Source organism: Pedobacter sp. Leaf194 (assembly GCF_001423945.1).
In the GTDB taxonomy this organism is placed as follows: domain Bacteria; phylum Bacteroidota; class Bacteroidia; order Sphingobacteriales; family Sphingobacteriaceae; genus Pedobacter.
In genome coordinates this window covers 1,211,361-1,233,963 of the sequence record NZ_LMPU01000001.1, presented here as the reverse complement: position 1 = coordinate 1,233,963, position 22,603 = coordinate 1,211,361, and the positions used below count along the sequence as shown (strand labels likewise).

23 protein-coding genes are annotated in these 22,603 nt (G+C 38.6%); 6 read left to right on the top strand and 17 right to left on the bottom strand.

The features are described 5' to 3' along the window. Positions 1-4 precede the first annotated feature (4 nt). The 3 genes from ASG14_RS05490 (at position 5) to ASG14_RS05480 (ending at position 3,195) form a co-directional block, all read left to right on the top strand. A complete protein-coding gene (locus ASG14_RS05490) occupies positions 5-1,165 on the top strand; it encodes a 2-isopropylmalate synthase (protein ID WP_082491350.1) in 1,161 nt (386 codons plus the stop codon). Between the two features lie 308 nt (positions 1,166-1,473). Further along, positions 1,474-2,724 (top strand): threonine ammonia-lyase IlvA, encoded by a 1,251-nt coding sequence (gene ilvA, locus ASG14_RS05485; RefSeq protein ID WP_082491349.1) that lies wholly within the window; start codon positions 1,474-1,476, stop codon positions 2,722-2,724. A 123-nt stretch (positions 2,725-2,847) separates the two neighbouring features. Continuing rightward, entirely contained in the window at positions 2,848-3,195 is a 348-nt protein-coding gene (locus tag ASG14_RS05480; RefSeq protein ID WP_056869984.1) for a cupin domain-containing protein, read from the top strand. Between the two features lie 81 nt (positions 3,196-3,276). Here ASG14_RS05480 and ASG14_RS05475 read toward each other — a convergent pair whose 3' ends face one another. Beyond that, on the bottom strand, positions 3,277-3,837 hold the full coding sequence (locus ASG14_RS05475) for a DUF4230 domain-containing protein (protein ID WP_056869983.1): 561 nt from the start codon (positions 3,835-3,837) through the stop codon (positions 3,277-3,279). A gap of 135 nt (positions 3,838-3,972) precedes the next feature. Between ASG14_RS05475 and ASG14_RS05470 the strand changes: the two genes are divergently transcribed. Continuing rightward, complete coding sequence (locus tag ASG14_RS05470; RefSeq protein WP_056869982.1) at positions 3,973-4,383, top strand: hypothetical protein; 411 nt, start codon at positions 3,973-3,975, stop codon at positions 4,381-4,383. A 7-nt stretch (positions 4,384-4,390) separates the two neighbouring features. Here the strand turns inward: ASG14_RS05470 and ASG14_RS05465 are convergent, their stop codons facing one another. The 14 genes from ASG14_RS05465 to hemA form a co-directional block, all read right to left on the bottom strand. Continuing rightward, entirely contained in the window at positions 4,391-5,383 is a 993-nt protein-coding gene (locus tag ASG14_RS05465) for an ABC transporter ATP-binding protein (protein ID WP_056869981.1), read from the bottom strand. 120 nt (positions 5,384-5,503) lie between these two features. Next, complete coding sequence (locus tag ASG14_RS05460; protein WP_056869980.1) at positions 5,504-6,316, bottom strand: outer membrane beta-barrel protein; 813 nt, start codon at positions 6,314-6,316, stop codon at positions 5,504-5,506. Between the two features lie 132 nt (positions 6,317-6,448). Next, positions 6,449-7,192, bottom strand: coding sequence for a hypothetical protein (locus ASG14_RS05455; protein ID WP_056869979.1), 744 nt, complete (start codon positions 7,190-7,192; stop codon positions 6,449-6,451). Next, entirely contained in the window at positions 7,173-7,742 is a 570-nt protein-coding gene (locus ASG14_RS05450) for an RNA polymerase sigma factor (protein ID WP_056869978.1), read from the bottom strand. Before ASG14_RS05450 ends, ASG14_RS05455 begins: the two co-directional genes overlap by 20 nt. Before the next feature lie 373 nt (positions 7,743-8,115). Continuing rightward, the gene (locus ASG14_RS05445) at positions 8,116-9,270 is read right to left on the bottom strand and encodes a hypothetical protein (protein WP_056869977.1); all 1,155 of its coding nucleotides are present in this window, start codon (positions 9,268-9,270) and stop codon (positions 8,116-8,118) included. A gap of 200 nt (positions 9,271-9,470) precedes the next feature. Next, a complete protein-coding gene (locus tag ASG14_RS05440; RefSeq protein WP_056869976.1) occupies positions 9,471-10,031 on the bottom strand; it encodes a CopD family protein in 561 nt (186 codons plus the stop codon). A 15-nt stretch (positions 10,032-10,046) separates the two neighbouring features. Continuing rightward, the gene (gene hemE, locus ASG14_RS05435) at positions 10,047-11,072 is read right to left on the bottom strand and encodes a uroporphyrinogen decarboxylase (protein ID WP_056869975.1); all 1,026 of its coding nucleotides are present in this window, start codon (positions 11,070-11,072) and stop codon (positions 10,047-10,049) included. Positions 11,073-11,258: 186 nt separating this feature from the next. Further along, a complete protein-coding gene (locus ASG14_RS05430; RefSeq protein WP_056869974.1) occupies positions 11,259-11,774 on the bottom strand; it encodes a hypothetical protein in 516 nt (171 codons plus the stop codon). Beyond that, positions 11,774-12,478, bottom strand: coding sequence for a response regulator transcription factor (locus tag ASG14_RS05425; protein ID WP_025146905.1), 705 nt, complete (start codon positions 12,476-12,478; stop codon positions 11,774-11,776). The genes ASG14_RS05430 and ASG14_RS05425 overlap by 1 nt, the downstream gene beginning before the upstream one ends. Positions 12,479-12,486: 8 nt before the next feature. Then, a complete protein-coding gene (locus tag ASG14_RS05420; RefSeq protein ID WP_056869973.1) occupies positions 12,487-13,353 on the bottom strand; it encodes a sensor histidine kinase KdpD in 867 nt (288 codons plus the stop codon). A gap of 404 nt (positions 13,354-13,757) precedes the next feature. After that, a complete protein-coding gene (gene hemL, locus ASG14_RS05415; protein WP_056870253.1) occupies positions 13,758-15,128 on the bottom strand; it encodes a glutamate-1-semialdehyde 2,1-aminomutase in 1,371 nt (456 codons plus the stop codon). 142 nt (positions 15,129-15,270) lie between these two features. Beyond that, positions 15,271-16,239 (bottom strand): porphobilinogen synthase, encoded by a 969-nt coding sequence (hemB, locus tag ASG14_RS05410; RefSeq protein WP_056869972.1) that lies wholly within the window; start codon positions 16,237-16,239, stop codon positions 15,271-15,273. Between the two features lie 186 nt (positions 16,240-16,425). Next, positions 16,426-18,006 carry a hydroxymethylbilane synthase gene (gene hemC / locus ASG14_RS05405; RefSeq protein ID WP_200940315.1) on the bottom strand — a complete coding sequence of 527 codons (1,581 nt, stop codon included), beginning with the start codon at positions 18,004-18,006 and terminating at the stop codon, positions 16,426-16,428. A 291-nt stretch (positions 18,007-18,297) separates the two neighbouring features. After that, a complete protein-coding gene (gene hemA / locus ASG14_RS05400) occupies positions 18,298-19,524 on the bottom strand; it encodes a glutamyl-tRNA reductase (protein ID WP_056869970.1) in 1,227 nt (408 codons plus the stop codon). A gap of 104 nt (positions 19,525-19,628) precedes the next feature. On the opposite strand from hemA, the gene ASG14_RS05395 reads away from it, so the two are divergent. Continuing rightward, entirely contained in the window at positions 19,629-20,021 is a 393-nt protein-coding gene (locus tag ASG14_RS05395) for a DoxX family protein (RefSeq protein ID WP_056869969.1), read from the top strand. Positions 20,022-20,056: 35 nt separating this feature from the next. On the opposite strand, the gene ASG14_RS05390 is transcribed toward ASG14_RS05395, so the two are convergent. Beyond that, a complete protein-coding gene (locus ASG14_RS05390) occupies positions 20,057-20,284 on the bottom strand; it encodes a YtxH domain-containing protein (RefSeq protein WP_056869968.1) in 228 nt (75 codons plus the stop codon). Positions 20,285-20,342: 58 nt separating this feature from the next. Here ASG14_RS05390 and ASG14_RS05385 point away from each other — a divergent pair, with 58 nt between their 5' ends. After that, positions 20,343-21,167 carry a S9 family peptidase gene (locus ASG14_RS05385; RefSeq protein WP_056869967.1) on the top strand — a complete coding sequence of 275 codons (825 nt, stop codon included), beginning with the start codon at positions 20,343-20,345 and terminating at the stop codon, positions 21,165-21,167. A gap of 92 nt (positions 21,168-21,259) precedes the next feature. On the opposite strand, the gene ASG14_RS05380 is transcribed toward ASG14_RS05385, so the two are convergent. Beyond that, positions 21,260-22,534, bottom strand: a complete 1,275-nt coding sequence (locus tag ASG14_RS05380; RefSeq protein WP_056869966.1) for a mechanosensitive ion channel family protein — start codon at positions 22,532-22,534, stop codon at positions 21,260-21,262. Between the last annotated feature and the right edge of the window lie 69 nt (positions 22,535-22,603).

Here is a 22,603-nt window from a genome sequence, read left to right as displayed (position 1 = left end):
GATTATGATTCACGACCCAAACAAAGTTTATATTTTCGACACGACATTACGTGATGGCGAGCAGGTTCCTGGCTGCCAGTTAGATACAAACCAAAAAGTAGAAATCGCTAAATCACTCGAACTTTTAGGAGTCGATGTAATTGAGGCTGGTTTCCCGGTGTCTAGCCCCGGCGATTTTAATAGCGTAATCGAACTCTCAAAAGCAGTTAATAATCCAATCATTTGCGCCTTAACGCGTGCAAATAAAAACGATATCGATGTAGCTGCTGATGCTTTGCGTTATGCTAAAAGGCCTCGTATACATACGGGAATCGGCGCCTCAGATTTCCACATTAAACACAAATTTAACAGCACGCGTGAAGATATTTTGGAACGGGCCGTTGATGCGGTAAAATACGCCAAAAAGTACGTTGAAGATATTGAATTTTACGCAGAAGATGCCGGCCGTGCCGATATTGAATTTTTGGCTAAAATGGTTGAAGCGGTTATTGCCGCAGGTGCTACAGTGGTAAATATTCCAGATACCAATGGCTATTGTCTTCCAGACCAGTACGGCTCGAAGATTCTCTTTTTGAAAGAAAATGTTAAAAATATTGATAATGCCATTATTTCTGTTCATTGTCATAACGACTTAGGTTTAGCTACCGCAAACTCTATTGCTGGTTTGCAGAATGGTGCCCGCCAGGTAGAGTGTACCATTAACGGTATAGGTGAGCGTGCCGGAAATACATCGATGGAAGAAGTGGTTATGATTTTGAAAACGCACAAAGTTTTAGGTTTGAATACCCAAATTGATACAACCCGTTTCTACGAAATGAGCCACATGGTGCGTAATAAAATGAATATGCCGGTGCAGCCGAATAAGGCTATTGTCGGCGGAAACGCATTTTCTCATAGTTCTGGTATTCACCAGGATGGTTTCTTAAAAAACCGGGAGAATTACGAAATTATTAAGCCTGAAGATGTTGGTTTCCCGGATGCAACAATTGTATTAACTGCAAGAAGTGGCCGTGCAGCCTTAAAACACCATTTAGATCGCTTAGGGCATAGAATGGAAAAAGAGCATTTGGATATTGTTTATAAGCAATTTTTAGTGTTGGCAGACAGCAAACAGGGCATAAACGATATTGATTTAAATCAGTTGGTGGCTTTGCACCTGGCTTAAAAAAGCCGAAATGTTAACGACTAAAGCCTGCAATGCCAAGCGACTTTTCGTGGTAAAATTTGCGACAACATCAATTTTTAATTTAGATTAGAATTTGGCCTGGTTTTAGTTTGATGCACGAACCGAATTTTTTAAACCTGATAGTAGTGGAAATACTTTTTGGTGCAGATCTCTCCGAATTCGTGTTGACGATAGCAAAAAGATTGCAACGAATAGCAGGGCTAAGCAGCCGGGAAGCACTGATTTTGCTTTTCAAAAAAATTTAAACGATAATATTTTATTACTTATCGCGACTTGATACTATAAAAATGAATACGATAACTCCGAGTAAACTGGATTTTGATTCTGCGCTGCAGCGACTTAAAGGCGTAGTAAAACGTACGCCTTTGGAGTTTAATGCAGGCCTTTCGGCGCAATACAATGCTAATGTTTACCTAAAGCGTGAGGATTTGCAGATTGTACGCTCCTACAAGTTAAGGGGGGCATACAATAAAATTAGTCAGTTGCCAGACAGTGCTTTAATAAATGGCGTGGTGTGTGCCAGCGCCGGAAACCATGCCCAGGGTGTTGCTTATTCATGCAAAAAATTAGGTATTAAATGTGTGATATTTATGCCCGAAATAACGCCCAAACAAAAAATTAAGCAGGTAAACATGTTTGGTGGCGACAATGTTGAGATAATTTTAGTTGGTGACACCTTTGATGATTGCCTGAAGGAGGCGCTTGTTTTCTGCGAAGAAAAATCGTCAACCTTTATCCCGCCTTTTGATGACGAGAAGGTAATTGAAGGACAGGCGACAGTTGGGATGGAAATTTATGAGGATTTGCCTGAGCTGGATGCCATCATTGTACCCGTGGGCGGCGGCGGTTTGGCATCTGGTGTAAGTGCTTACCTGCAAACCGTAAAACCATCGGTAAAGATTTTTGGCGTAGAACCAATGGGTGCTCCATCACTAAGCGAGGCCTTAAAAAACGGCGGACCGGTAACGGTAGAGAATATTGAACGGTTTGTAGATGGGGCGGCGGTAAAACGAATGGGTTGGATTACGTATCAATATTGCCAGGAACTGCTTAGCTCCACTTATCTCATTCCGGAAGGGCAGATTTGTACAACAATACTAAAACTTTATAACGAAGACGCAATTGTTGTTGAGCCTGCCGGCGCTTTATCTGTTGCGGCGCTGGAGCAGGTGAAAGACCAAATTACCTGTAAAAATATTGTTTGCGTAATTAGCGGCGGTAACAACGACATTGAACGCATGCAGGAAATCAAAGAAAAATCGTTGTTGTTTGAAGGCTTGAAACATTACTTCATCGTTCGTTTCCCGCAACGCCCGGGTGCCTTGAAATTGTTCGTGAACGAAGTTTTAGGTCCGCATGATGACATTACCAGGTTTGAATTTATTAAAAAAACGAATAAAGAAAATGGCCCCGCACTAGTGGGTATTGAACTTTCGAACAAGAATGATTATGCGAGTTTATTGCAACGCATGGAAGATTTTAAGTTCGAGATTATTGAACTGAATCAGGACCAGACGTTGTTTGAGTATTTGGTTTAGTGCTTAAAAGCAAAAAGCCTAAGTTCATTACGAACCAGTCAAAAGAAATAATATAGAAATTGTCAACCCGAAGCTGTAGAATAATAGCACATCTGCAGCTTAGATAATATAATTTGCTAAAAGATGAATTTTAAGGATTTAACAAATAAAACGTTAATTGCTGATAACGATTTACCCTGGGAAGATTTAGGCGCCGGGGTAAAAAGAAAAGTAATGCCTTTTGATGATAACCTAATGCTTGTTAAGGTTGCATTTGAAAAAGACGCCGTTGGCGCTATCCATAACCATCCGCACCTACAGGTAAGCTATGTTGCAAAAGGAAGTTTTGAGGTTAGTATGGGCAATGAAAAGCGAGTTCTTAACGAGGGCGATGTTTTCTTCGCTCCATCAAATGTTTTTCATGGTGTTGTTTGCCTCCAAGAGGGTTTATTAATCGATATTTTCAATCCACACCGGGAAGATTTCCTGTAAAATTCTGTAATCGTTATTTAGCGGCTGATTAAGTGAAATCTTGATGCTTAAAACCAGAACCCTGATAACCCAAGTGCTAACTTAATTAAAAGTCAGCCTTACATTTTTATAGCCCAGGCCCTCAATAATTGGCTTTAGTACGTTTGCGGCATTGGTTTTCGTTTGTGCCAGAATATCAGATTTTTTAACTTCTGCGGTAACCTGTTTTTCTGCCGCCTTGTATGCCTCATCAACCAGGCCGGCTTCGCGAAAGAAGGCCATCTTTGTGTCGTAAACCCGCGAATTTTTATGGTCGATTTTTACATAACAAATTTCGGGTTGTGGTAAATTTACTACAGCTGTATCTGCAGAAACTTCAATATCATCGCGGGTAATTTTAGTAAGGTCGATACAACCTACAGCCTCAGCTTTTACAATTAACAGCACGCTTGCTTCAGGTAAAAAGTCGGTTTTGTTTTTATGCTCTAAAACGTCGCTAATTTGGTAGCGAACCAGTTCCAGTTTACCAATAGCCTCAATTTTTTCGACTAAAAGCTGGTGTTTACTTTCTACCGAGGTATTGATGCTAAACTTTTTTGAGATGAAAAAGTATCCCGCAACAGCTAAAACGAGCCATGGTAAAAGTCTAAAAAATATTCTCATTGCAAGGGTGGATTATTTCAATTTTCGAATTTGTGCTGTACTGAATTAACAATTATTAATCCACTTTGTGTGTTCAGGTATTTTTGGCAGTTGTTTTGCATTACGCAAAGTACACACAAATAAAAACTAATCAACATGAAAAAACTGACTATTCTAATGCTTTGCATTGTCACACTGGGTTTGGCATCTTGCAAAAAGGACACTATTGTTTATCCAGCATCAGCTAAAACCTACAATCGTTACATAGAGCCAAATCAATGGGTTCAAAATGCGAATGGCACTTATTCTTTTACGTGGAATAAGCCAGAATTTGACGGCGTAACGTTGGACGACGAAGGCGTACTTGTTTACTTCACACATCCAACTAATGATAATAGCGATGTTCAACTTCCATACACATTTAACTATACAGCTTACAGTTATGAGCTATTTAGCGGAGGTATCACATTTGATGTTCAGGACAGCAGAAATTTGGCGGCTTCCGTTAGACCAAGTTACCGCATTCTTGTAAAGGTTGTTGTAATTCCGTCGGAATATGTAAACTAAAAGAATTTTAAAACTCTAAGAAACGACTGATGTTCAATTGAACGTGGTCGTTTTTTTTATGCTCTCCCCTGTTCAATTGCAATGCCCGAACCGTTACGCCGTTTCTTTCCAGCAGCAGTTCATCATAAAAACCTTTGTAGTAAACATCTTTAACTTCGAAACGTCTGCTGCTCCAGTTGCTGCTAATTTCTGCCCATTCGGGATAAAAAGCTACTGAGGCCGCAAAAGTTTTAATACCTAATTTTTCTGCGTCGCCACGAGATAAAACTACTGCGTTGCCCAGAATTTGTGCTGTGTAAATGTGTTTTGGATGCTGATAAATTTCTGCCGGCGGACCGGTTTGCAGGAGCTCTCCATTGCGAAGAATAAGCAATTGGTCGGCAAGAAACAAACCGTCGGCAGGATCGTGAGAGACCAAAATTACGGTAACGCCAGTTTCCGCGGCAACACGCTTAATATCTGCACGCAACTGGTTCTTCAACAAGGCATCAACCTGACTAAAAGGTTCGTCCAGCAACAAAACTTTAGTATCTGCAACCATGGCCTTTGCTATGGCTACACGCTGCTGCTCGCCACCACTTAATTCGATTATTTTTTTATTCTGAAGTGGAAGAATCCGAAGATGTTCCATAATCGATAGCGTTTTTTCAGCTTTAGTTTTTAAATCTGTGTTGGATAGTTGTGAAGCAATGTTGTCGTAAACCTTTGCATAAATATTGAGAGAGAAATCCTGGGTAACCATTTTCATCTGTTTGTGGCCCGGAATTAATTGCTCATCTGGCCCTTTTACCTTTTCATTTTCAAAAAAGATCTCGCCCGAATCGGTTTTCAATAAACCATAAATCGATTTTAACAGCGTTGATTTACCACTTCCGCTCTCACCGATAATGGCAACCACATCGCCCCTGTTTATTTCGAAACTGATATTTTTTATACCGCCCGCCTGCTCAGCCTGATATTGCTTGGTTAAATTTTTAACGTTAATTATTTTATCGCTCACAGGGTAAATATAAAGCTTAAAGCAGAAAGACTAAAGCTTAAAGCGAAATGTTTTTACCCAAAAAATCCTGTTCCGCCTAACCGAAACAGGATTTCATTATTTGTGTGTTGTATATTTTTTTTAGTTTAATCCGAATGTGATACCGAAACTCATATTTTTCAATCCGGCCTGAGCTGGCGTTGTAAACATATCGTTGAAATAGTATTTGGTAAACAAGCCTAAACCTCCGTATCCAAATCTAACGGTACCGCCGTAACGAACTGATTGGAAATGATAACTATCATATTGCTTTTCTTTTCCGCGTTCTTCGCTAATTTGTTTCACCTTACCGTTTAATAAGAAACTTACCTCCGGACCTACAACAAAGTAGAATCTTTTGCCTTTTTTACTCTCGCTGGTGCGAAATTCGAAGTTTAAAGGAATGTGTACATAGCTACTGGAGAAACGGTTTTTAGAAAATTCGATTGGCTCATTGATGTAACTTAAAGTAGGTTGATTTTTTTGAATGGTGATATTGTCTCTCAAACGAATCAATGTCCAATCGAAACCGCCGGCTACGTAAACTTTGAAATTCGAGTTAAAACGATATCCAAACTGCAAAACATCAAAAGAAAATTTGCTTGTTTTACCTCCTTTATAATCTAAAAATTCATTGTTTGGAGATAGATTGAAATCGCCATTATCGATTAATCTCGAGAATCCTAAATCAACTCTGGTAAAGGTAACACCGCCAACGAAGCGGCCTTTTTTTGGGTTTTCAGCTGAATCAGCATTTTTAGTTATCAGGTTCCCACCACCAATTGTAAGCGTATACTTGCTTTTCTTTTTAATCACGGTATCCTTAACTACCGTATCTTGTTGCGCAAAAGCACTTGGAGCCATAACACCGGCAAGCCCGCTTACCAAAAGTGTTGTAAAAATTAGATGTTTCATATATTGTGTGTGTGTTTATTAATGAGTTATCTTGAATTAGTAATTTTAGTGAGCGAATTATATCGATTAATTTTAAGTAAGCTTAGATTAACTTCCAACTTACAATCGTTGAAGGCTCAAAAAATTCTGCCGCTATTTTCTATTTCTTTTACCAATTTTAAAAGGCCCTATGTTTATCGATGAAAGTGAAGAATCATCATCATCTGTACGGAATTGGATAAATTTATCTTTCCGTTTATCAACTTTGTTTACAATCAGGTTTACAACATCACCTACATTTCTAATGCCTTTATTTTCGGCCTGATTATCTTCTCCTGTCACATCATCTGCTTTAACAACCGTTGCAGCAGCTGCAAATACCGTTTCCTGATTAACTTTAGCAACAGCATTCTCAATTTTAGCTTTAATATCTTCCTTCGGCTTATCCACCTGTGCAATCATGATTTCCTGTTTCTGCATTTCGGGCGCTGTAACCACTTTCTGTTTTTCTAAAGGTAGAATGGTTACTTTAGCTTTCGCAACAGCTTCAACCGGTTTTGAACTATTTCTTAGAACAGGCAGCGGTGTTTTAACCGTAATCGCTTTTGCAGAATCTGCTACAGGTTGCGTTTCAACTACCGGCTTAATTACCTTCGGCTCAACGTTGTTTGCAAACTGCTTTGGCTTAATTTCCTGCTGTTTAAAAATCAAAAAACCAATAGTGGCAATCAGTAAAACCGCAGCGGCAGATAACCAATAGATTGGTATAATCCTCTTCTTTTTCGGTTCGATTTCACTTTCTATGTTGCTCCACAAATCTCGCGATGGCGAAATTTCGGCCTCTTCGAAAGCATTTTTAAATAACTTATCAAAATCCTTATCCTGTATAGGTTGCATAACCAAATCCCTCCATTTTTATAATTTCCTCTTTTAATATTGCCCTGGCTCTCGATAACTGCGATTTACTGGCGCCTTCCGAGATACCCAATGTTTCGCCAATTTCTTTATGCGAATAGCCCTCAATTACGTACATATTGAAAACCATTCGATAACCATCAGCAAGCTTTTGTATTACCTTCATCAAATCCTGCATACCCAATGTACCGAAATCAAAACCGGTAGATGGTTGCTCGTAAGCTTCATCGATTTCCACTACATTAAGGCTGCGTAGGTTTTTACGATAGCTTTCTATTGCGGTATTTACCATTACTCTTCTAATCCAACCCTCAAAAGAACCATCGCCACGGTATTCTTTAATCTTTTGAAAAACCTTAATATATCCCATTTGTAATACATCTTCAGCCTCCATCCTGTCTTTTGCGTAACGCATACAAACCGCCAACATTTTCGGTGCAGTTTGCCTGTAAAGCAGTTCCTGCATTTTCCGGTCGCCGGCTTTGCAACCTTCCATCAAATCGTTTATCGTATAGCTTCGCGTCAATTTCATTGTGTGTTTGTATATAGAAGATGGCAGATTACAAACATTGGTTGCATCAATCGTAAAAAAAAGTTAAATAAATGTTAAAAGGCTATTTTATATCCTGGTTATCAAGAAGATAACCTACAACTAATTTTCAAGAAAGATATAGTTTTTTGTTTTGGAAAGCAATTGGCCGGATCTTTTTTTGAACTGTTAGTACAATCCATTCCTGCGCAGAATACAAGCGGGCAGCAGCCAAAAGGAATTTCTGTAATTCCGTTGGCTAAGGCCAGTAATAAAAAATCACATGAGTTTAACAAAGTTTGTATTCCACTGCCGTCAGCCTTAGCTTAAGGATATTGAAAAGAAAATTAGCAGCAGTTCGCAGCCAGAAAAATGTTTAATCTTTTTTCTTGACCTTAAATAATTTAAAATCCTGTTTGTAAGTGATAAAAAATGAATGATTAAACTGCAGTTGTTTATCTGTATTGTCCAAATCGATATGAGGCTCAAATCTAACGTCGAGGTACAAATGTGGAATCAGTTCTTTCTGATAAGCATAGCGCAGGGATACAATGTTACGGCCACTTTGCTTTAAACCGTTTGTATATAAATTACTCGAAACCGATTCATAAAGCGGCATTCCTTTTATGGAAATAAAATTATTTCCCTTCCAGTAAGATGCTACCAGGCTGCCCCATTTGCTTTCTACGCCGGCATTTAACCACATCCCGAAGCCGCCCTGGTAGGCCCTTCTTTTATCAGGAGAAAAATCTTTGTAAACGGCGAGGTAATTATCGGTGTAGATTTGTTTAATATTCGTGTTAATTGCTTTGTGTAATTTCAAGCCTGCTGCGCCATTAAACACCGTACTGATTGGAATTTCTTTCAAAACATCAATTTGTCCGCCCTGATGAAACGCAAGAAACTGAGCCGGAAAACTAAACTTCCAGCCATTATTTTCAGCAATTGTAGTTTCGGTAGATAAACCACCAATAATTTCTTCTTTTGCGGCCTCGCCTTTATAAATCATCTTCTGCCAGGCAATCCATGCATCGAGGTTAAACTTTTTTCTTTCAACTAATAGTTGTGTTCCGTATTCAATTGGGGTGGTAATCGTTCGTTCGAAATCGTACAGTGGCTCAATGTACTTATGTTGTATTCCGCCTTCCAGGCTACCAAAAACAAGTGTTAAGTTGCGTTTATGATATTTTAAACTAAATAATGGTTTAGCATCACTTATTCCGTTTCTGCCAAAATCTTTACGAATAAAAGCACCTGCGGTTATGGCTAGATTCGGGTGGGCATAATATACGATTTGAGGTTGCAGTTGCGTTCCGTATAACGTATAACCATCATGAAAATCATTTGTATATTCATAATTCCGCACGTAGTTAAAGTTATAGAAATTGAAATGTACTTCGTTTGTTAAACTGCTATCAGGGCGGATTCTGTTTTCAATTGCTGTTTGGTTAAATTGTGCAGAGGCAATAAAAAAACTGAAAAGAAATGTTATGAGGAATAAGGCCTTCTTACGATCCGGGTTTGTAAACATCTGTCTGGATTTTAGTGCCCAAATTTAGAATAGTTTTTTCGTAAAGTTTAAATTATCCAACAGCGGGAACCTAGAATTGATTACAAGTTTACTCAAAGCAAACAAAGTTTTATACTTTCTGGCTTCAACGTTGGTGGATTCAAAATAAAATCTGGATTAAGTTGAGTTTTGATATCGCTTACTCTGGCTTTTGCAAAGTGTTATTCGCCGCGTTTCTTACGGTAATTTTTATACAACTTTACGGCAATCATAATGGCCATCGCTACGCCCATAATTCCAATCAAGCCGTAAATCCAGTTTATTGCACTTTTAAGGATAACTACAAACACAATTGCAATCATAAAAATTGTTGCGAGCTCTCGCCACAGGCGCAGCTGAAAACTACTTAACTTAAACTGCTTATTTTTTAATTGCTTAACAATATTTCTACAGATGAAATGATAAACGAGCAAGCCGACCACAAAGGCCAGTTTTACCTGCATCCAATCTGCGCTTAAGAGGTCAGGATTTAAGGTTAGCATGGAAACCCCAGCCAAGACAGTAATTACCATTGCCGGCGCACAGATAATTTTCCACAGCGTGGCTTCCATTTTAACAAACTGATTTAATAAGATGGATTTCTCAGGCTCCGATTTAGCGTTAGCTTCGGTATGGTAAATAAATAAGCTTAAAATGTAAAATAAACCTGCCATCCAGCTAATTACGAATACAATGTGCACTGCAATGAAATATCGATAATATGGAAGCAGGCTCTCTATCATTTAACTAGAAACTGATTAATACCTAAATTCTTTAACCACTTCAATCGCGTATTTCACATTATCAAAAGGAATATCCGGCATAATTCCATGTCCCAAATTGAAAATGAAACCTTCCGTTCCACGCATGCGTTCGAAAAGTTTATGAATTTGTGCTTTAATTACAGGTTGGTCTGCGTATAAAATGTGTGGGTCTAAATTCCCTTGAACAGCAATTCCTGCTGGCAAAGCATTTTTAATGTTCAATAAATCAGCATTCCAGTCTACAGAAATCACATCAGGCTTTGCCTCTGCCATCATTGGCGCAAAAACCGAGCTTCCTTTGCAAAATGAAATTACAGGAATATCAGTTCGGTTTAAATTAGAGATAATCTCCTGAATATAACGATGTGAAAATTCCTGATAGTCATTCCAGGATAATGCAAGCGCCCAGCTATCGAAAATCTGAACAGCGTTTACACCGGCAGCAATCTGAAGATTTAGATAATCGGCCGTTACTTTAGCAATTTTTGCTAATAATTTATGCGCCAACTCTGGCTGGTTATGAATAAAAAGCTTCGTTAATTTAAAATCTTTTGAAGAACCACCTTCAATTAGGTAACTCATCACCGTAAAAGGTGCACCTGCAAAGCCAATTAAAGGAATATCGCCAGCCAAACGCTGCTGAATCACTTTAATTGCATCAGCAACATACTGCAACTCACCCAAACAATCAACATTCAGGTTTTCAATATCCTGTGCATTACGAACAGGATTTGCAAATTTCGGCCCTACACCCTGGGTAAAGCTTAAATCGCCTCCCATGGCTTCGCCTGTTACTAAAATATCACAGAATAAAATCGCTGCATCAATACCCAACAAATCAACGGGTAACATGGTTACATCGGCGGCAATTTCAGGAGTTTTGCACATCTCTAAGAAAGAGTATTTGTTTTTAATTTCCCAGTATTGTGGCATAAAACGGCCAGCCTGGCGCATCATCCATACCGGTGGGCGTTCTGTTTGTTTCGAAAATGCAGCGTCTAAAAATAAATTATTCTTCATGATTTGTAATTGTCTTCCTTAATCAACGTCAGGCTGGTGCTTAGTCGGGTTCCTTAAAGCGAACAAGCTGAGCCAAACCCGATAGCCCTGATGACGGGTTGGCCGCAAAGGTATAAAATAAAAAAAAACGAAGTACCTTTTTATTCCTAAAGCGGCTCTTCGTTCCTCAAAATGACAATACGAATATTATAATTTTCCTATTTCTTTCTCAATCTTTACGATTATATCTTTAGACCGGGTGGATTCTGCAAGTTCTTTGGCAACTTTAACATAGGCCTCGGCCTTTTCTTTATCTTTTTTTCGCAAAGCGAGATTAGCTAAATGAATTAACACAAACGACTTTTGCGTTTTTCCGCCGACGGGAAAGCGGCTTGCCAGTTGAAAGTGATATTCGGCTTTATCCCAGAGCTCCTCTTTCAAGGCCATATTGCCCTGCATAAATTCGTAATAGCCCCTTCGGTTTTTTGAAAGCCTTTCAGGATTAGGAACTTCAGCCAGCATCAGCTTTGCTTTCTCAAATTCGTTATTTTTAAAATATTTTGAGGCCATTAGAACAGAACTATGCCTGAAATGGCTCCAGATAACAAACAGGAACAAAAATCCCGCAACCGCGGCTAACTCGTATTGGGTAAAAAACACGCACACTAAAGCAGCCATCAAAAAAATGGCCATTAGCGCATACCTGCCTAAACTATTGTACATTAATGACTATCGGTGAATTTGTAACCAACCCCGCGGATTGAGTGAAAATAAACAGGGTTTTTTTGATCTGGCTCAAAATACTTACGGAAAGTTAAAATGAAATTATCAATCGTTCTGGTTGATGGATAAACATCGTAATTCCAAACGGTTTCCAAAATCTGCTCTCTTGAAACGGCATCATTTTTCCGCTCAATTAACAACTTCAACAACATCGTTTCCTTTTTCGTTAACGGCGTAATGGTACCATCATCATGTTTAAGTTCGAAAGAGTTGAAATAGATTGTTTTATCGCCAATTTTGTAAGAATTTAATTCTTTTAAATCATCAGATTTTAAACTGCGTTTAACCAAAATACCCACGCGAAGAATAAGCTCCTCAAGGTTAAAAGGTTTAACCAAATAATCATCAGCGCCTTTTTTCAAGCCTAAAACACGATCTTCAGAAGTGTTTTTGGCAGTTAAAAACATAATTGGAACTTCTGCATTTTCTAAACGAATTGTTTCACAAACCTGGAAACCATCCATTTCCGGCAACATTACATCTAAAATAATCAGATTGAAGCGTTCTTCTTTAAAAATTTTAAGAGCGGTTTTGCCATCTTTAACGGCGTGAACTTTATAACCCTCAAGTTCCAGGTTTAATTTGATAGCATCTAACAAGTGATCCTCGTCTTCTACCAATAGAATTCTAAGTTTTTGTGACATAATTGAGATTAACTAAATGTTACTTCAAAAATACTTCCCTGGGGCAAATTGTCTTTAACTGTAATATCTGCATCATGGTATTGTAAAACCTCTTTCACAATAAACAAGCCTAAACCTGTTCCTTTCGCTTTCCTGACATTCTCATTACCAACGCGGTAAAATTTATCAAATATCAACATTTTTTCGGCATCCGAAATGCCGGGCCCTTTATCAACCACACTTAGCTGAATATGTCCATCCACCTTATCTAAAAGCACATTTATTTCATCACAGGGACTGGAATATTTAACCGCATTTTCTATCAAATTCGTAACTACTGACGATAAGGCAAACTTGTCACCCATTATCTGCAAATTTGGCTGAATTTGCGCATTTATCAACTGTTCATTTCCACATGAATGAACCTGCAACCTGTCGGTGATTTTGTAAACCAATTCCGAAAAATTAAACTCCTCTTTTGGAAACGTGTAAGAACGGTTCTCAATCTTGGTGGCCAGCAACATGTTCTCAACCAAATCATCCAATCGTTCGATATCTTTTAACGAATTATTTAAAAGCGAAACCTGACGGGCCTTATCCAAATCTCTTTTAACAATAGTCTGGATAGAAAGTTTTATTGCTGCCAAAGGCGATTTCAATTCGTGCGTAATAGACATGAGGAAATTCTGTTGTTGCTCTCTCAGTTTATCTTCACGTTTTAGCGATTGATGCAGGAAATAACCCCCAATGCACAGCAAAAACAGAAACACAGAACCCTCTCCCATAATCATCGTCATGCGGCTGGGCTGCAACCGCACCACCAAAGTTCCCCATGAAATGAGCTGAATTAAAGCATAAAGCAATAATGCGTAAAATATGATAATCGATTTCTTCATCTGTCTTTACCGAAATTTTCTATAATTTGAGGATTTAAAGATTATCCTTTAATTGCAAAATGTATTTTTTGCCCTTTAGTTTTGTTTTACACCAACCATTTTTCGCAAAAAAGCGTAAACTGAGTATGGAAAGCAATTTACTGCTCATTCGGTTATTTCAGTCCCGCTTTTCGTTTCAATCTTTTTGCGATTGTTGTTTCGTCTGTCAACAACGTGCATCAAAAAAATTTTCACTGCAATCGGGTTTAGAGAACATAAGTACGTGCAAAAACTACAAAACCAGCTCCCAAACCTCGCAAAGAAACAAATGTTGGCTTTCACCTTTAAGTTTTAAAAAACCAACTTTGTAGTAATATAATCGTTTTTAACTGCCTTTTGAAACGGCAAAGGCAGTATAAAAAAAACTATTTCTTAAACACCAAATCGAGGGCTTCAAAAATCGCCCGCTTAGCTTTTTCCAACTCAATTTTTGTATGTGCTGAAGATACGAAACCAACTTCGTAACCTGATGGCCCCAAATATATGCCGCGGTTAAGTAGTTCACGGTGCATAACTTTGAATTTTTCCATGCTGCTTGCGTCAATATCATCAGCCGATTGAATTTTATCCTTATCGGTAAATGCAAACCAGAAAATAGACCCAACCGTAAAAACTTTAAACTTGTAATTTCTGGCAGTGGCAAAACGCTGAATACTTGCTACAAACTCCTGCGTTTTGTTATTCAAATCTTTGTAAAAACCAGATTTGTTCAATTCGGTTAACGTTGCAATACCTGCCGCCATAGCCACCGGATTGCCCGATAATGTACCAGCCTGGTAAACCCCACCGTCCGGAGAAATGTGGCCCATAATTTCAGCAGATGCACCATACATACCCACTGGCAAACCACCGCCAATAATTTTCCCGTAGGTTAGAATATCAGGTGTGGTGTTGTAATAAGCGGCGGCACCCTCAAAACCAACCCGGAAACCAGTGATCACTTCGTCGAAAATAAGCAGTGAACCATTATCCGTACAAATTTTACGCAAGAAGTGAATATAATCTTCGTCCTGCATAATCAATCCATTGTTTGCTGGAATACCCTCTATTATTACCGCGGCAATCTGATCTTTAAACTGCGAAAATGCCTGTTCAATAGCCGTCTTATCATTCAAAGGAATTACGACTGTTTCCTCAGCGAAAGATTTTGGCACTCCAGCAGATGACGTTTCCCCGAAGGTAACTAATCCTGAACCTGCTTTAACCAAAAGTGAATCGCTGTGACCGTGGTAGCAACCTTCAAATTTTAAGATTTTATCTCTCCCTGTAAATCCTCTGGCCAAACGAATCGCCGACATTACGGCTTCCGTTCCAGAACTTGTGAACCTAATTTTCTCTACAAAACGATTATTTTTAATTATGAGCTCTGCCAATTCGTTTTCCAACGCAGTTGGCGCACCAAAACTCATCCCGTTTTGCATTACTTCGGTAACCTTTTCTCTAATTTTAGGGTTGTTATGGCCCAAAATAAGGGGACCCCAACTTCCGCAGAAATCGATAAACTGATTTCCATCTGCATCCCAGATATAACATCCATCGCCCTTTTCGATAAAAAGCGGGGTTCCGTAAACAGATTTAAAAGCCCTTACGGGAGAATTCACGCCTCCAGGAAAATACGTTTTCGATTTCTCATACAACTCTGCAGATTTTACCCTCGAAATATCAGGTTTGCTTCCTGTATTTACCGGCACATCGGCCTCGTTGCCTGAAAAAATTTTCTTTAATGAGTCTAACATCTTGTAAAGTTTTAAGCTGTACGTATTAAGTGCTAAGTATCCGAAAGGACGCATAACTTATTGCCTACAACTTTTTATTTTTAAGGTGTAAATTTCAAGTTTTAATTAAACGCCAAAACGTAAAACATAAAACTTACGACTTTTAAATCCAGTCGTTATTTAAAATATCTTTTATGTGATAAGTTGTAATAATACTTGCACCTGCTCTCGCAAAGGCATGCATTGTTTCCATTACAACCTTTTGTTCATCAATCCAGCCACGTTCTGCAGCAGCTTTTACCATTGAATATTCGCCTGAAACATTGTAAACTGCTATTGGTAAATTTGTATCCTGTTTCAACCTCTGGATAATATCTAAGTAAGCCAAACCTGGTTTCACCATTAAAACGTCTGCACCTTCCTGCTCATCAAGCTGTGCTTCGCGTAAAGCTTCTAGCGGGTTTCTAAAATCCATTTGATAAGCCTTTCTATCGCCCTTGCTTGGCGCACAGTCGGCCGCTTCTCTAAAAGGACCATAATATGCAGATGCAAACTTTGTGGCGTGGCTCATAATGGCGGCGTTTACGAATCCGTTTTCATCTAAAAGATTGCGCATTGCCTCAATTCTGCCATCCATCATATCAGAAGGGGCAAACATATCAGCGCCAGCCTGAGCATGTGCGAGGGCCATTTTTGCAATTACATCAACCGTTTTATCATTTTGAACGTAATCGTTCTCCATAATGCCGCAGTGGCCATGGGTAGTGTAAGAACAAACACAAACATCGGTAATTACATATAAATCTTCACCGAACTGATTTTTCAACTCGCGAACTGCAGTCGGAACTAAAGAATGATCATGATAGGCAGATTTAGCATCAGCAGACTTCTCATCGCCCACGCCAAAAAGCATAATTTTATTGAGGCCCTTTTTCATCCCGGCTTCAACATCTTTAATCAAAGCATCAACCGAATAATGATTCACGCCAGGCATTGCATCAATTGCATGGGTAACATTTATACCGGGCACTACAAAGTATGGGTACACAAACATATCTTTCGATAGTCGGGTTTCGGCTACCATCTCTCTAACCAACGGGTTCTTCCTTAATCTTCGCGGACGATGTAACATTCTTTTAGTATCAAGTATTTAGTCTCAAGTATCAAGACTTGAGTATCGTATTTTTTTAGAGCAGTTAGTTTTTTTATGGTCGGTATTGGGAGGCATGAAGCAATGACGAGGCGGCTTTTCTTTTCGCTTTTAGCCTTCGCCTTTCTGCTACCAAACTCTTCGCTTTCGGTTTTGGTCTTTTATTTCCTATTTAATCTCTATTCCAAAAACAGCTTCAGATAATCCAATTTCATCAGGCGAGTACGGCAAAACGTATTTCACGCCCATTTCGTCGAATTTCTTTCCTGTTGAGTTTCCGATAGCAATAACCTGTTGTCCGGGTTCGAGTAAGTTATCAGCAAAATAAGCGTCAACATTCGATGGACTTGTAAAAATTAATACATCGGCAAAACTTTGGTCGATATTTTCTTCGATTACGGTTTCGTAAATAGGTAAGTCAATTATTTTTGCGTCGGCCGGCAACGATTTCTGAATCGATTGCAGAGAATCCTGCGCTCTTGGAAATAAAACATTTTTTCCAGAAACTAATTTTGCAAAATCTCCGGCAACTTCAGCGATATCGCCACTTTCGCCAACGAAATCAGCAAAATGATTAAACTTTCTCAACGCATCTTCCGAACCTCTGCCAACAACGCCAAACTGCGTTTTCTTCGGCAATTGTGGCTTTAAGTTGAAAAAATATTCCACGCTGTTTCTACTGCTAAAGAAAATCCAGTCGATATTCTTTAAAATAAACTGATCTAAAACCGTTACAATGGGGAACGTCCGAATCAGAGAACGACCCTCAATTTCTATATTATTGCTTTCTAAAGCTTTACGAAAGTAACTATGCTCACCTATTTCTCTCGAAATGAAGACTTTTGCCGGCTTCTTTCTTTGTTTATCAAACTTGGCAACAATTTTCTCAGCTAAACCATCAGTAGTTGCAGAGCGCAAAAACAAACGCTCGGGAAAATCATCTGCGGTGTCAGCTTTCGAAGTCCACACTTCAAAAGCACCGTTTTCTTTTTTACAATAACAACCCAAAGGCATATGGCAACCACCTTCGAAAAGATTAAGCACCCTACGTTCTACAGCAACTTCCTCAGCCGTTGCAAAATCATGAAGCTTCTGTAATGCTTCAAACAGTTCGGTATCATTTTCCCTGATTTGTATTGCTAAAGCACCTTGTGCGGGCGCCGGCACAAATTCTGTCGGTTCTAATTCTTCAACGTGAAACTCACTTACATCCAGGCCAAGGCGTTTTATTCCGGCTTTCGCCAACATAATCGCATCGTAGTTTTCGTCTCTCAATTTTTGGATACGTGTTGGAACGTTTCCCCGCAAATCCTCAATTTCCAAATCTGAGCGTAAACCGAGTAACTGGGCTTTTCTTCTGTTGGATGATGTGCCTACCATCGCACCTTTTTTTAACGAAAGTTTTTGCGAAACATCAACGCAATCTTTTAAAATTAAAAGATACTCCGTTGCCTCTTCACGTGGAGGTATAGCAGCAATGGTTAATCCGGCAGGATGATTTGTAGGTAAATCTTTAAGGCAGTGTACCGCCAGGTCGATTGCTCCCCCCAATAGCTCTTCTTCAAGTTCTTTGGTAAAAAACCCTTTTCCTTCTAATTTATCTAATCTCAGATTCAGAATCTTATCACCCTGCGTCTTGATTATTTTAATTTCCGCTTCAATTCCTATAGCAGCCAATTCATTTTGAATATAATTTGCTTGCCATAAAGCCAATTCGCTACCGCGTGTTCCGATGGTTAATTTCTTCACTATAAAGGTTAAATGAGCTACAAATTTAAGGGAATTTTAGTTTATACCATGAATTGTTTAAAAATGCGACAGTGAGGTTACAGAATTTTCTTTTTTATTACCAGTTAGGCACAATTTCTTATATTCAGATGGAATAAACAATCTGGCTTAGAGCGCAATACCAGCAAAATGTTGATTAGGTTAAATGGATGGTAGAAAAAAATATAGATAACTTATCTATTTAAATTTGCCATTGCGAAAAAAATCCGGTGGAATTCAGACCGTTTCGTAGCCCGAAGGGTGAAAAATTAACTAAGATTCTTTAACCAGAATTTCCTTAGCCATAATCATTGGAACGCTGATGTATTTCTTTTCCATGTAATTCATCACACGTTCCAGAACCTCGCGGGAAGCATCGTCCATTTGACTAATTTCCTCTGCGAAAACACCATTCAATGCCGTATGCTTAATTTCCTTAATTTTGCGGGGAACTTCCTGCATCGCTAACTCGATACGACGCTGTTTTAAAACCGTGAAAAATTCAGTGATGTTGTTGCTGATAATTTCTTCAGCGTGTACCAATTCATTGTAGCGTTCCTGGATATTTTTACGGGCTACTTCTTTCAAAGATTCCACTTCAATGTAATGAATCGGATTATTATGAATCACCGCCGGTGCAACATCATTCGGAATCGCCAAATCAACAATTACCTTTTTTCCGGTATCGCCGTTAAGCAACCTGGCATAAAGTTCTTCGTTAATAATGGCTTCTGTAGAACCTGTACAGGTAATAATCACATCGAAACCTTCTGTGTAAGTTTCTAAACTTTCTAAACTAAAAGCTCTTCCATTTAGCTCCTGAGCCAAAGTTTCGGCTTTAGAAAGGGTGCGGTTGAAAATTGAAAAGTTGGAATATTTATGCTTGTTAAGGTATTTAGCAATGTTTTGATTGGTATCGCCGGCGCCAATAATAAGCACACGGGAATTGCCACACATATTTAATTCTTTAAGCTTGCGATAGGCCAACGAAACTACCGATACCGGATTTTTAGAAATATTGGTATGGGTGTAAACCTCCTTTGCGGTTTTTACAACCCTGTCCATAATCATCCGCATGTAATCGCCAGTAAAACCGGCGTCGCGGCAATTTTCATATGCTTTGCGAATTTGTGCAAGGATTTCTTTTTCGCCAACAACTAAACTTTCTAAAGAGCAGGAAGTTCTCAAAAGGTGATTAAAAGCCTCTTCATTTTCAAAAACCGTAACATTATCAAGAAAACGCTCCATAAATTCCGGAGGTAAACCCATATCTAAAACGGTCAAAAATCGGGTAACAAATTCTTTGTCTGTTTTTTCTTTGGTAAGGAAAACAAACTCAACACGGTTACAAGTTCCAATATAGAAAATTTCGCTAACGGGAAGTTCAGCCTGAAGATTTTTCAACCTGCTGTCTAAACTCTGGTCACAAATTACTAATTTCCCTAAAGATTTCAGGTCGATGTGGTGATGCGTAAAAGCTATTACTTTTAAATATTCCAATTGCTTCCGTTATTAACTATTGTCGGGATACAAAAGTAACATGGTTGGTGCATGTCACCGTCATTAATCTGTAATTTACATCAATTTAGAACGGTTTTAAATAAATGCATCAAACTGACAATCGCACATTCACTTTCAAACTTTTCTTATGGATTTATGCCCTTCTTTACGTTCTGGCGGGATTAAATCATTTTATATCAACTGATGTATATTACGCAATAATGCCAGAATGGTTGCCTGCGCATTCATTATTAATTTACTTATCGGGAATAATTGAGATAGGCTTAGGCGTTTTATTGCTTTTTTCCGGCGTGAGAAAACTGGCTGCAATACTCTTAATTGTTATGTTAATTTCCTTTCTTCCTGTCCACATGTACATGATACAGAAGGCGCCGTTTATGCTTGGTAAAATTTTGGTAACGCCTATTATTGCCTGGGCGAGATTGCCCTTGCAGGCGCTTTTAATTTATTGGGCATTTTATTATTATAACAAATAGATGAGCAGAGCAACCCATCTATTTGCTGGGGAAACCTAGTCTTTTTTTTCCTCATCTGAGGTCAAATCTTCCCATTTTGCCTCGGCCGATTCTTTTAATTCTGTTGCTTTTTCTTTGGTATCTTCCCAAACATCAGCGGCTTTATGCTGTAGATTTTCCAAAGTATCTTCAGCCTTTTCTTTAAATTCGTTTAATTTATCACTTAAGTTATCAAAAAATCCGTTTTCTGATTCTTGCTTTGGGTTTTCGTTTTCTATCGACATTTTAATTGTTTTTAGAAGTAAAAACAAACACTATACCATTCAACTTTGTTAAAATGCTATGATTACAAAGCAAGATTTCAGCCTGATCGGTTCTGATGGAAAACTAATCATCGGGGATGTTACTTTCGAAGACAAAAATCCAAACACACCGGTTGTACTTTTTATCCATGGCTTTAAGGGTTTTAAAGACTGGGGAGCACACAATCTGGTCGCCAGGTATTTTGCTGCAAACGGCTATCGATACATCAAATTTAACTTATCTCATAGCGGTGTTCCTACCGAAAATCCAAGTGACGTTACAGATTTGGAAACTTTCGCAAACAACACGGTATCGAAAGAGCTATTTGATATTAATGCCGTGTTGGATTACATCGAAAAAGCATACGGACGTTCAACCGAGGTTAATATTATAGGACATAGTCGCGGTGGTGGACTAGCAATTATTGCTGCAGCTAACGATTTAAGAGTTAACAAATTGATTAGCTGGAGTGCGGTGGCTGCCTTTAACAGCCTTTGGAAAAAAGAAGAGGAAGCGGAGTGGAAGAAAACGGGCAAAATTTTCGTTGTTAATGCCCGGACTAAGGAACAGATGCCTTTAAATGTTAGCCTTCTTGAGGATTTAGAAGAGCACGCAGAAACATTAAACATAATAGAGGCTGCGAAGCGCATCAATATTCCATGGTTAATTGTTCATGGTGATGATGATGTTAATGTCCCTTTCGAAAATGCACAGAAACTTGCTGATTCCAACCCAAACAGCAGGCTTATAAAAATAGAAGGTGCAAATCACGTGTATGGTGCATCGCACCCTTACGAAAATGAAACCTTGCCACCATTACTGTTTAAAGTGTGTGAAAAGTGTTTAACCTTTTTAGCAGAGTAATCATTGGTATTTATTTTCGCATGGAGAGAACAATCTAATTAAAAATTAAATTGAGTGCATTATTACTAGGTTAAAAATTTACTAATTCCGGCTTAATCATTACCTCTTCCAACAAAACCCCGCATATCACTCCCGCTAGGACTTTGAAAAATTTCCAAATCAAAATATGGAACCGCAGCGAGTAAGTGGTCGAAAATATCTGCTGCAACTTCCTCAAATTTCTTAAGGGCTTTTTCTTTTGAAAAAACATAAATCTCAATCGGCAAACCATTCTCTGTGGCTTGCAACTGCCGAACCATGAATGTTAAATCAGTATTGATATATGGATTACTTTCGAGGTATTTTTCAGCGTAAACCCTAAACGTTCCAATATTTGTAATATGCCTTCCGTTGACTAAATTATTAGGATTTACCGTGTTTTCGGCATTGAACATTTCAATCTGGAGTTGAGTTTCCGCAAGGTAATCCTTTAAAAAATCGATGCTTTTTAAACGATTAATTAGGTCTTCATCACAAAATTTAATGCTCGAAATTTTGATGTTAATGTGCCTTTTAATTCGTCTGCCTTCACTTTCTTCCATGGCCCGCCAGTTCTTAAACGATTCGCTTACAATAGCATAACTTGGCACAATTGTTACCGTCTTATCCCAGTTACGAACTTTTATGGTCGTTAGGTTAATCTCGGTTACCTCGCCATCTGCGCCATATTTTTCTACCGTAATCCAGTCGCCCACCCGAACCAAATCAATGGCACTCATTTGCACTGACGCTACAAAACCCAAAATAGGATCGCGAAAAACGAGGATAAAAACCGCCGTTACCGCACCAAAGCCGCCAAAAATATACAGGGGGGATTCATTCAAAATAATCGATAAAATAAGTACGAAACCAACAATATAAAAAACGATCTTTGCAACCTGCTTATAGCTTCTTATGGGTTTATCGGCATATTTTCGGGATGATTCCATGATGGAAACCACCGCATTAAGAAACGCATTTACAGCAAACATTACTGCGAGTACAATGTATATTTTGGCAATAATTAAGGCGTAAAAAAGCCAGCTTTTAAAATCAATGAAAACAAATGGAACAGCATTATAAATGATATAAGCTCCGAAAATTAAAGCAAAGGCCCTGAAAACCCTGAATTCGAAAAGGGCCTGTTGCCAATTGGATTTTGTTTTTGCACTTTTTATTACTGCGATAAAAACCTGGCGGGTTAAAAAGATAGTGATAAACAGAAATAGCGTAACCCCAATTAAGCCAATAAAAAAGTAAGCGTAGGTTAAATCTCCGTCAGACAGGCCTTCATTCATCAGCCAGTTTCTGAGCCCTGTAAATATGGTGTGAAACTCAGGAATGTTCATGGAGCAATATAAGTTTATTGATTAGAAATTTTAGATAAAGAAATTGCCGGGCAATTTTTTTTTTCGAAG

What these genes read in the sequence shown, in the direction of transcription:
- ASG14_RS05475 (WP_056869983.1), bottom strand. Translation starts at nt 3,837, where the DNA reads ATGAGAATATTTTTTAGACTTTTACCATGGCTCGTTTTAGCTGTTGCG.
- ASG14_RS05420 (WP_056869973.1), bottom strand. Translation starts at nt 13,353, where the DNA reads ATGAAGAAATCGATTATCATATTTTACGCATTATTGCTTTATGCTTTA.
- ASG14_RS05430 (WP_056869974.1), bottom strand. Translation starts at nt 11,774, where the DNA reads ATGTACAATAGTTTAGGCAGGTATGCGCTAATGGCCATTTTTTTGATG.
- ASG14_RS05440 (WP_056869976.1), bottom strand. Translation starts at nt 10,031, where the DNA reads ATGATAGAGAGCCTGCTTCCATATTATCGATATTTCATTGCAGTGCAC.
- ASG14_RS05455 (WP_056869979.1), bottom strand. Translation starts at nt 7,192, where the DNA reads ATGCAACCTATACAGGATAAGGATTTTGATAAGTTATTTAAAAATGCT.
- hemL (WP_056870253.1), bottom strand. Translation starts at nt 15,128, where the DNA reads ATGTTAGACTCATTAAAGAAAATTTTTTCAGGCAACGAGGCCGATGTG.
- ASG14_RS05445 (WP_056869977.1), bottom strand. Translation starts at nt 9,270, where the DNA reads ATGTTTACAAACCCGGATCGTAAGAAGGCCTTATTCCTCATAACATTT.
- ASG14_RS05470 (WP_056869982.1), top strand. Translation starts at nt 3,973, where the DNA reads ATGAAAAAACTGACTATTCTAATGCTTTGCATTGTCACACTGGGTTTG.
- hemB (WP_056869972.1), bottom strand. Translation starts at nt 16,239, where the DNA reads ATGTTACATCGTCCGCGAAGATTAAGGAAGAACCCGTTGGTTAGAGAG.
- ASG14_RS05425 (WP_025146905.1), bottom strand. Translation starts at nt 12,478, where the DNA reads ATGTCACAAAAACTTAGAATTCTATTGGTAGAAGACGAGGATCACTTG.
- ASG14_RS05390 (WP_056869968.1), bottom strand. Translation starts at nt 20,284, where the DNA reads ATGTCGATAGAAAACGAAAACCCAAAGCAAGAATCAGAAAACGGATTT.
- ASG14_RS05480 (WP_056869984.1), top strand. Translation starts at nt 2,848, where the DNA reads ATGAATTTTAAGGATTTAACAAATAAAACGTTAATTGCTGATAACGAT.
- hemE (WP_056869975.1), bottom strand. Translation starts at nt 11,072, where the DNA reads ATGAAGAATAATTTATTTTTAGACGCTGCATTTTCGAAACAAACAGAA.
- ASG14_RS05380 (WP_056869966.1), bottom strand. Translation starts at nt 22,534, where the DNA reads ATGAACATTCCTGAGTTTCACACCATATTTACAGGGCTCAGAAACTGG.
- ASG14_RS05450 (WP_056869978.1), bottom strand. Translation starts at nt 7,742, where the DNA reads ATGAAATTGACGCGAAGCTATACGATAAACGATTTGATGGAAGGTTGC.
- ASG14_RS05460 (WP_056869980.1), bottom strand. Translation starts at nt 6,316, where the DNA reads ATGAAACATCTAATTTTTACAACACTTTTGGTAAGCGGGCTTGCCGGT.
- ASG14_RS05385 (WP_056869967.1), top strand. Translation starts at nt 20,343, where the DNA reads ATGATTACAAAGCAAGATTTCAGCCTGATCGGTTCTGATGGAAAACTA.
- ASG14_RS05395 (WP_056869969.1), top strand. Translation starts at nt 19,629, where the DNA reads ATGCATCAAACTGACAATCGCACATTCACTTTCAAACTTTTCTTATGG.
- ASG14_RS05490 (WP_082491350.1), top strand. Translation starts at nt 5, where the DNA reads ATGATTCACGACCCAAACAAAGTTTATATTTTCGACACGACATTACGT.
- ilvA (WP_082491349.1), top strand. Translation starts at nt 1,474, where the DNA reads ATGAATACGATAACTCCGAGTAAACTGGATTTTGATTCTGCGCTGCAG.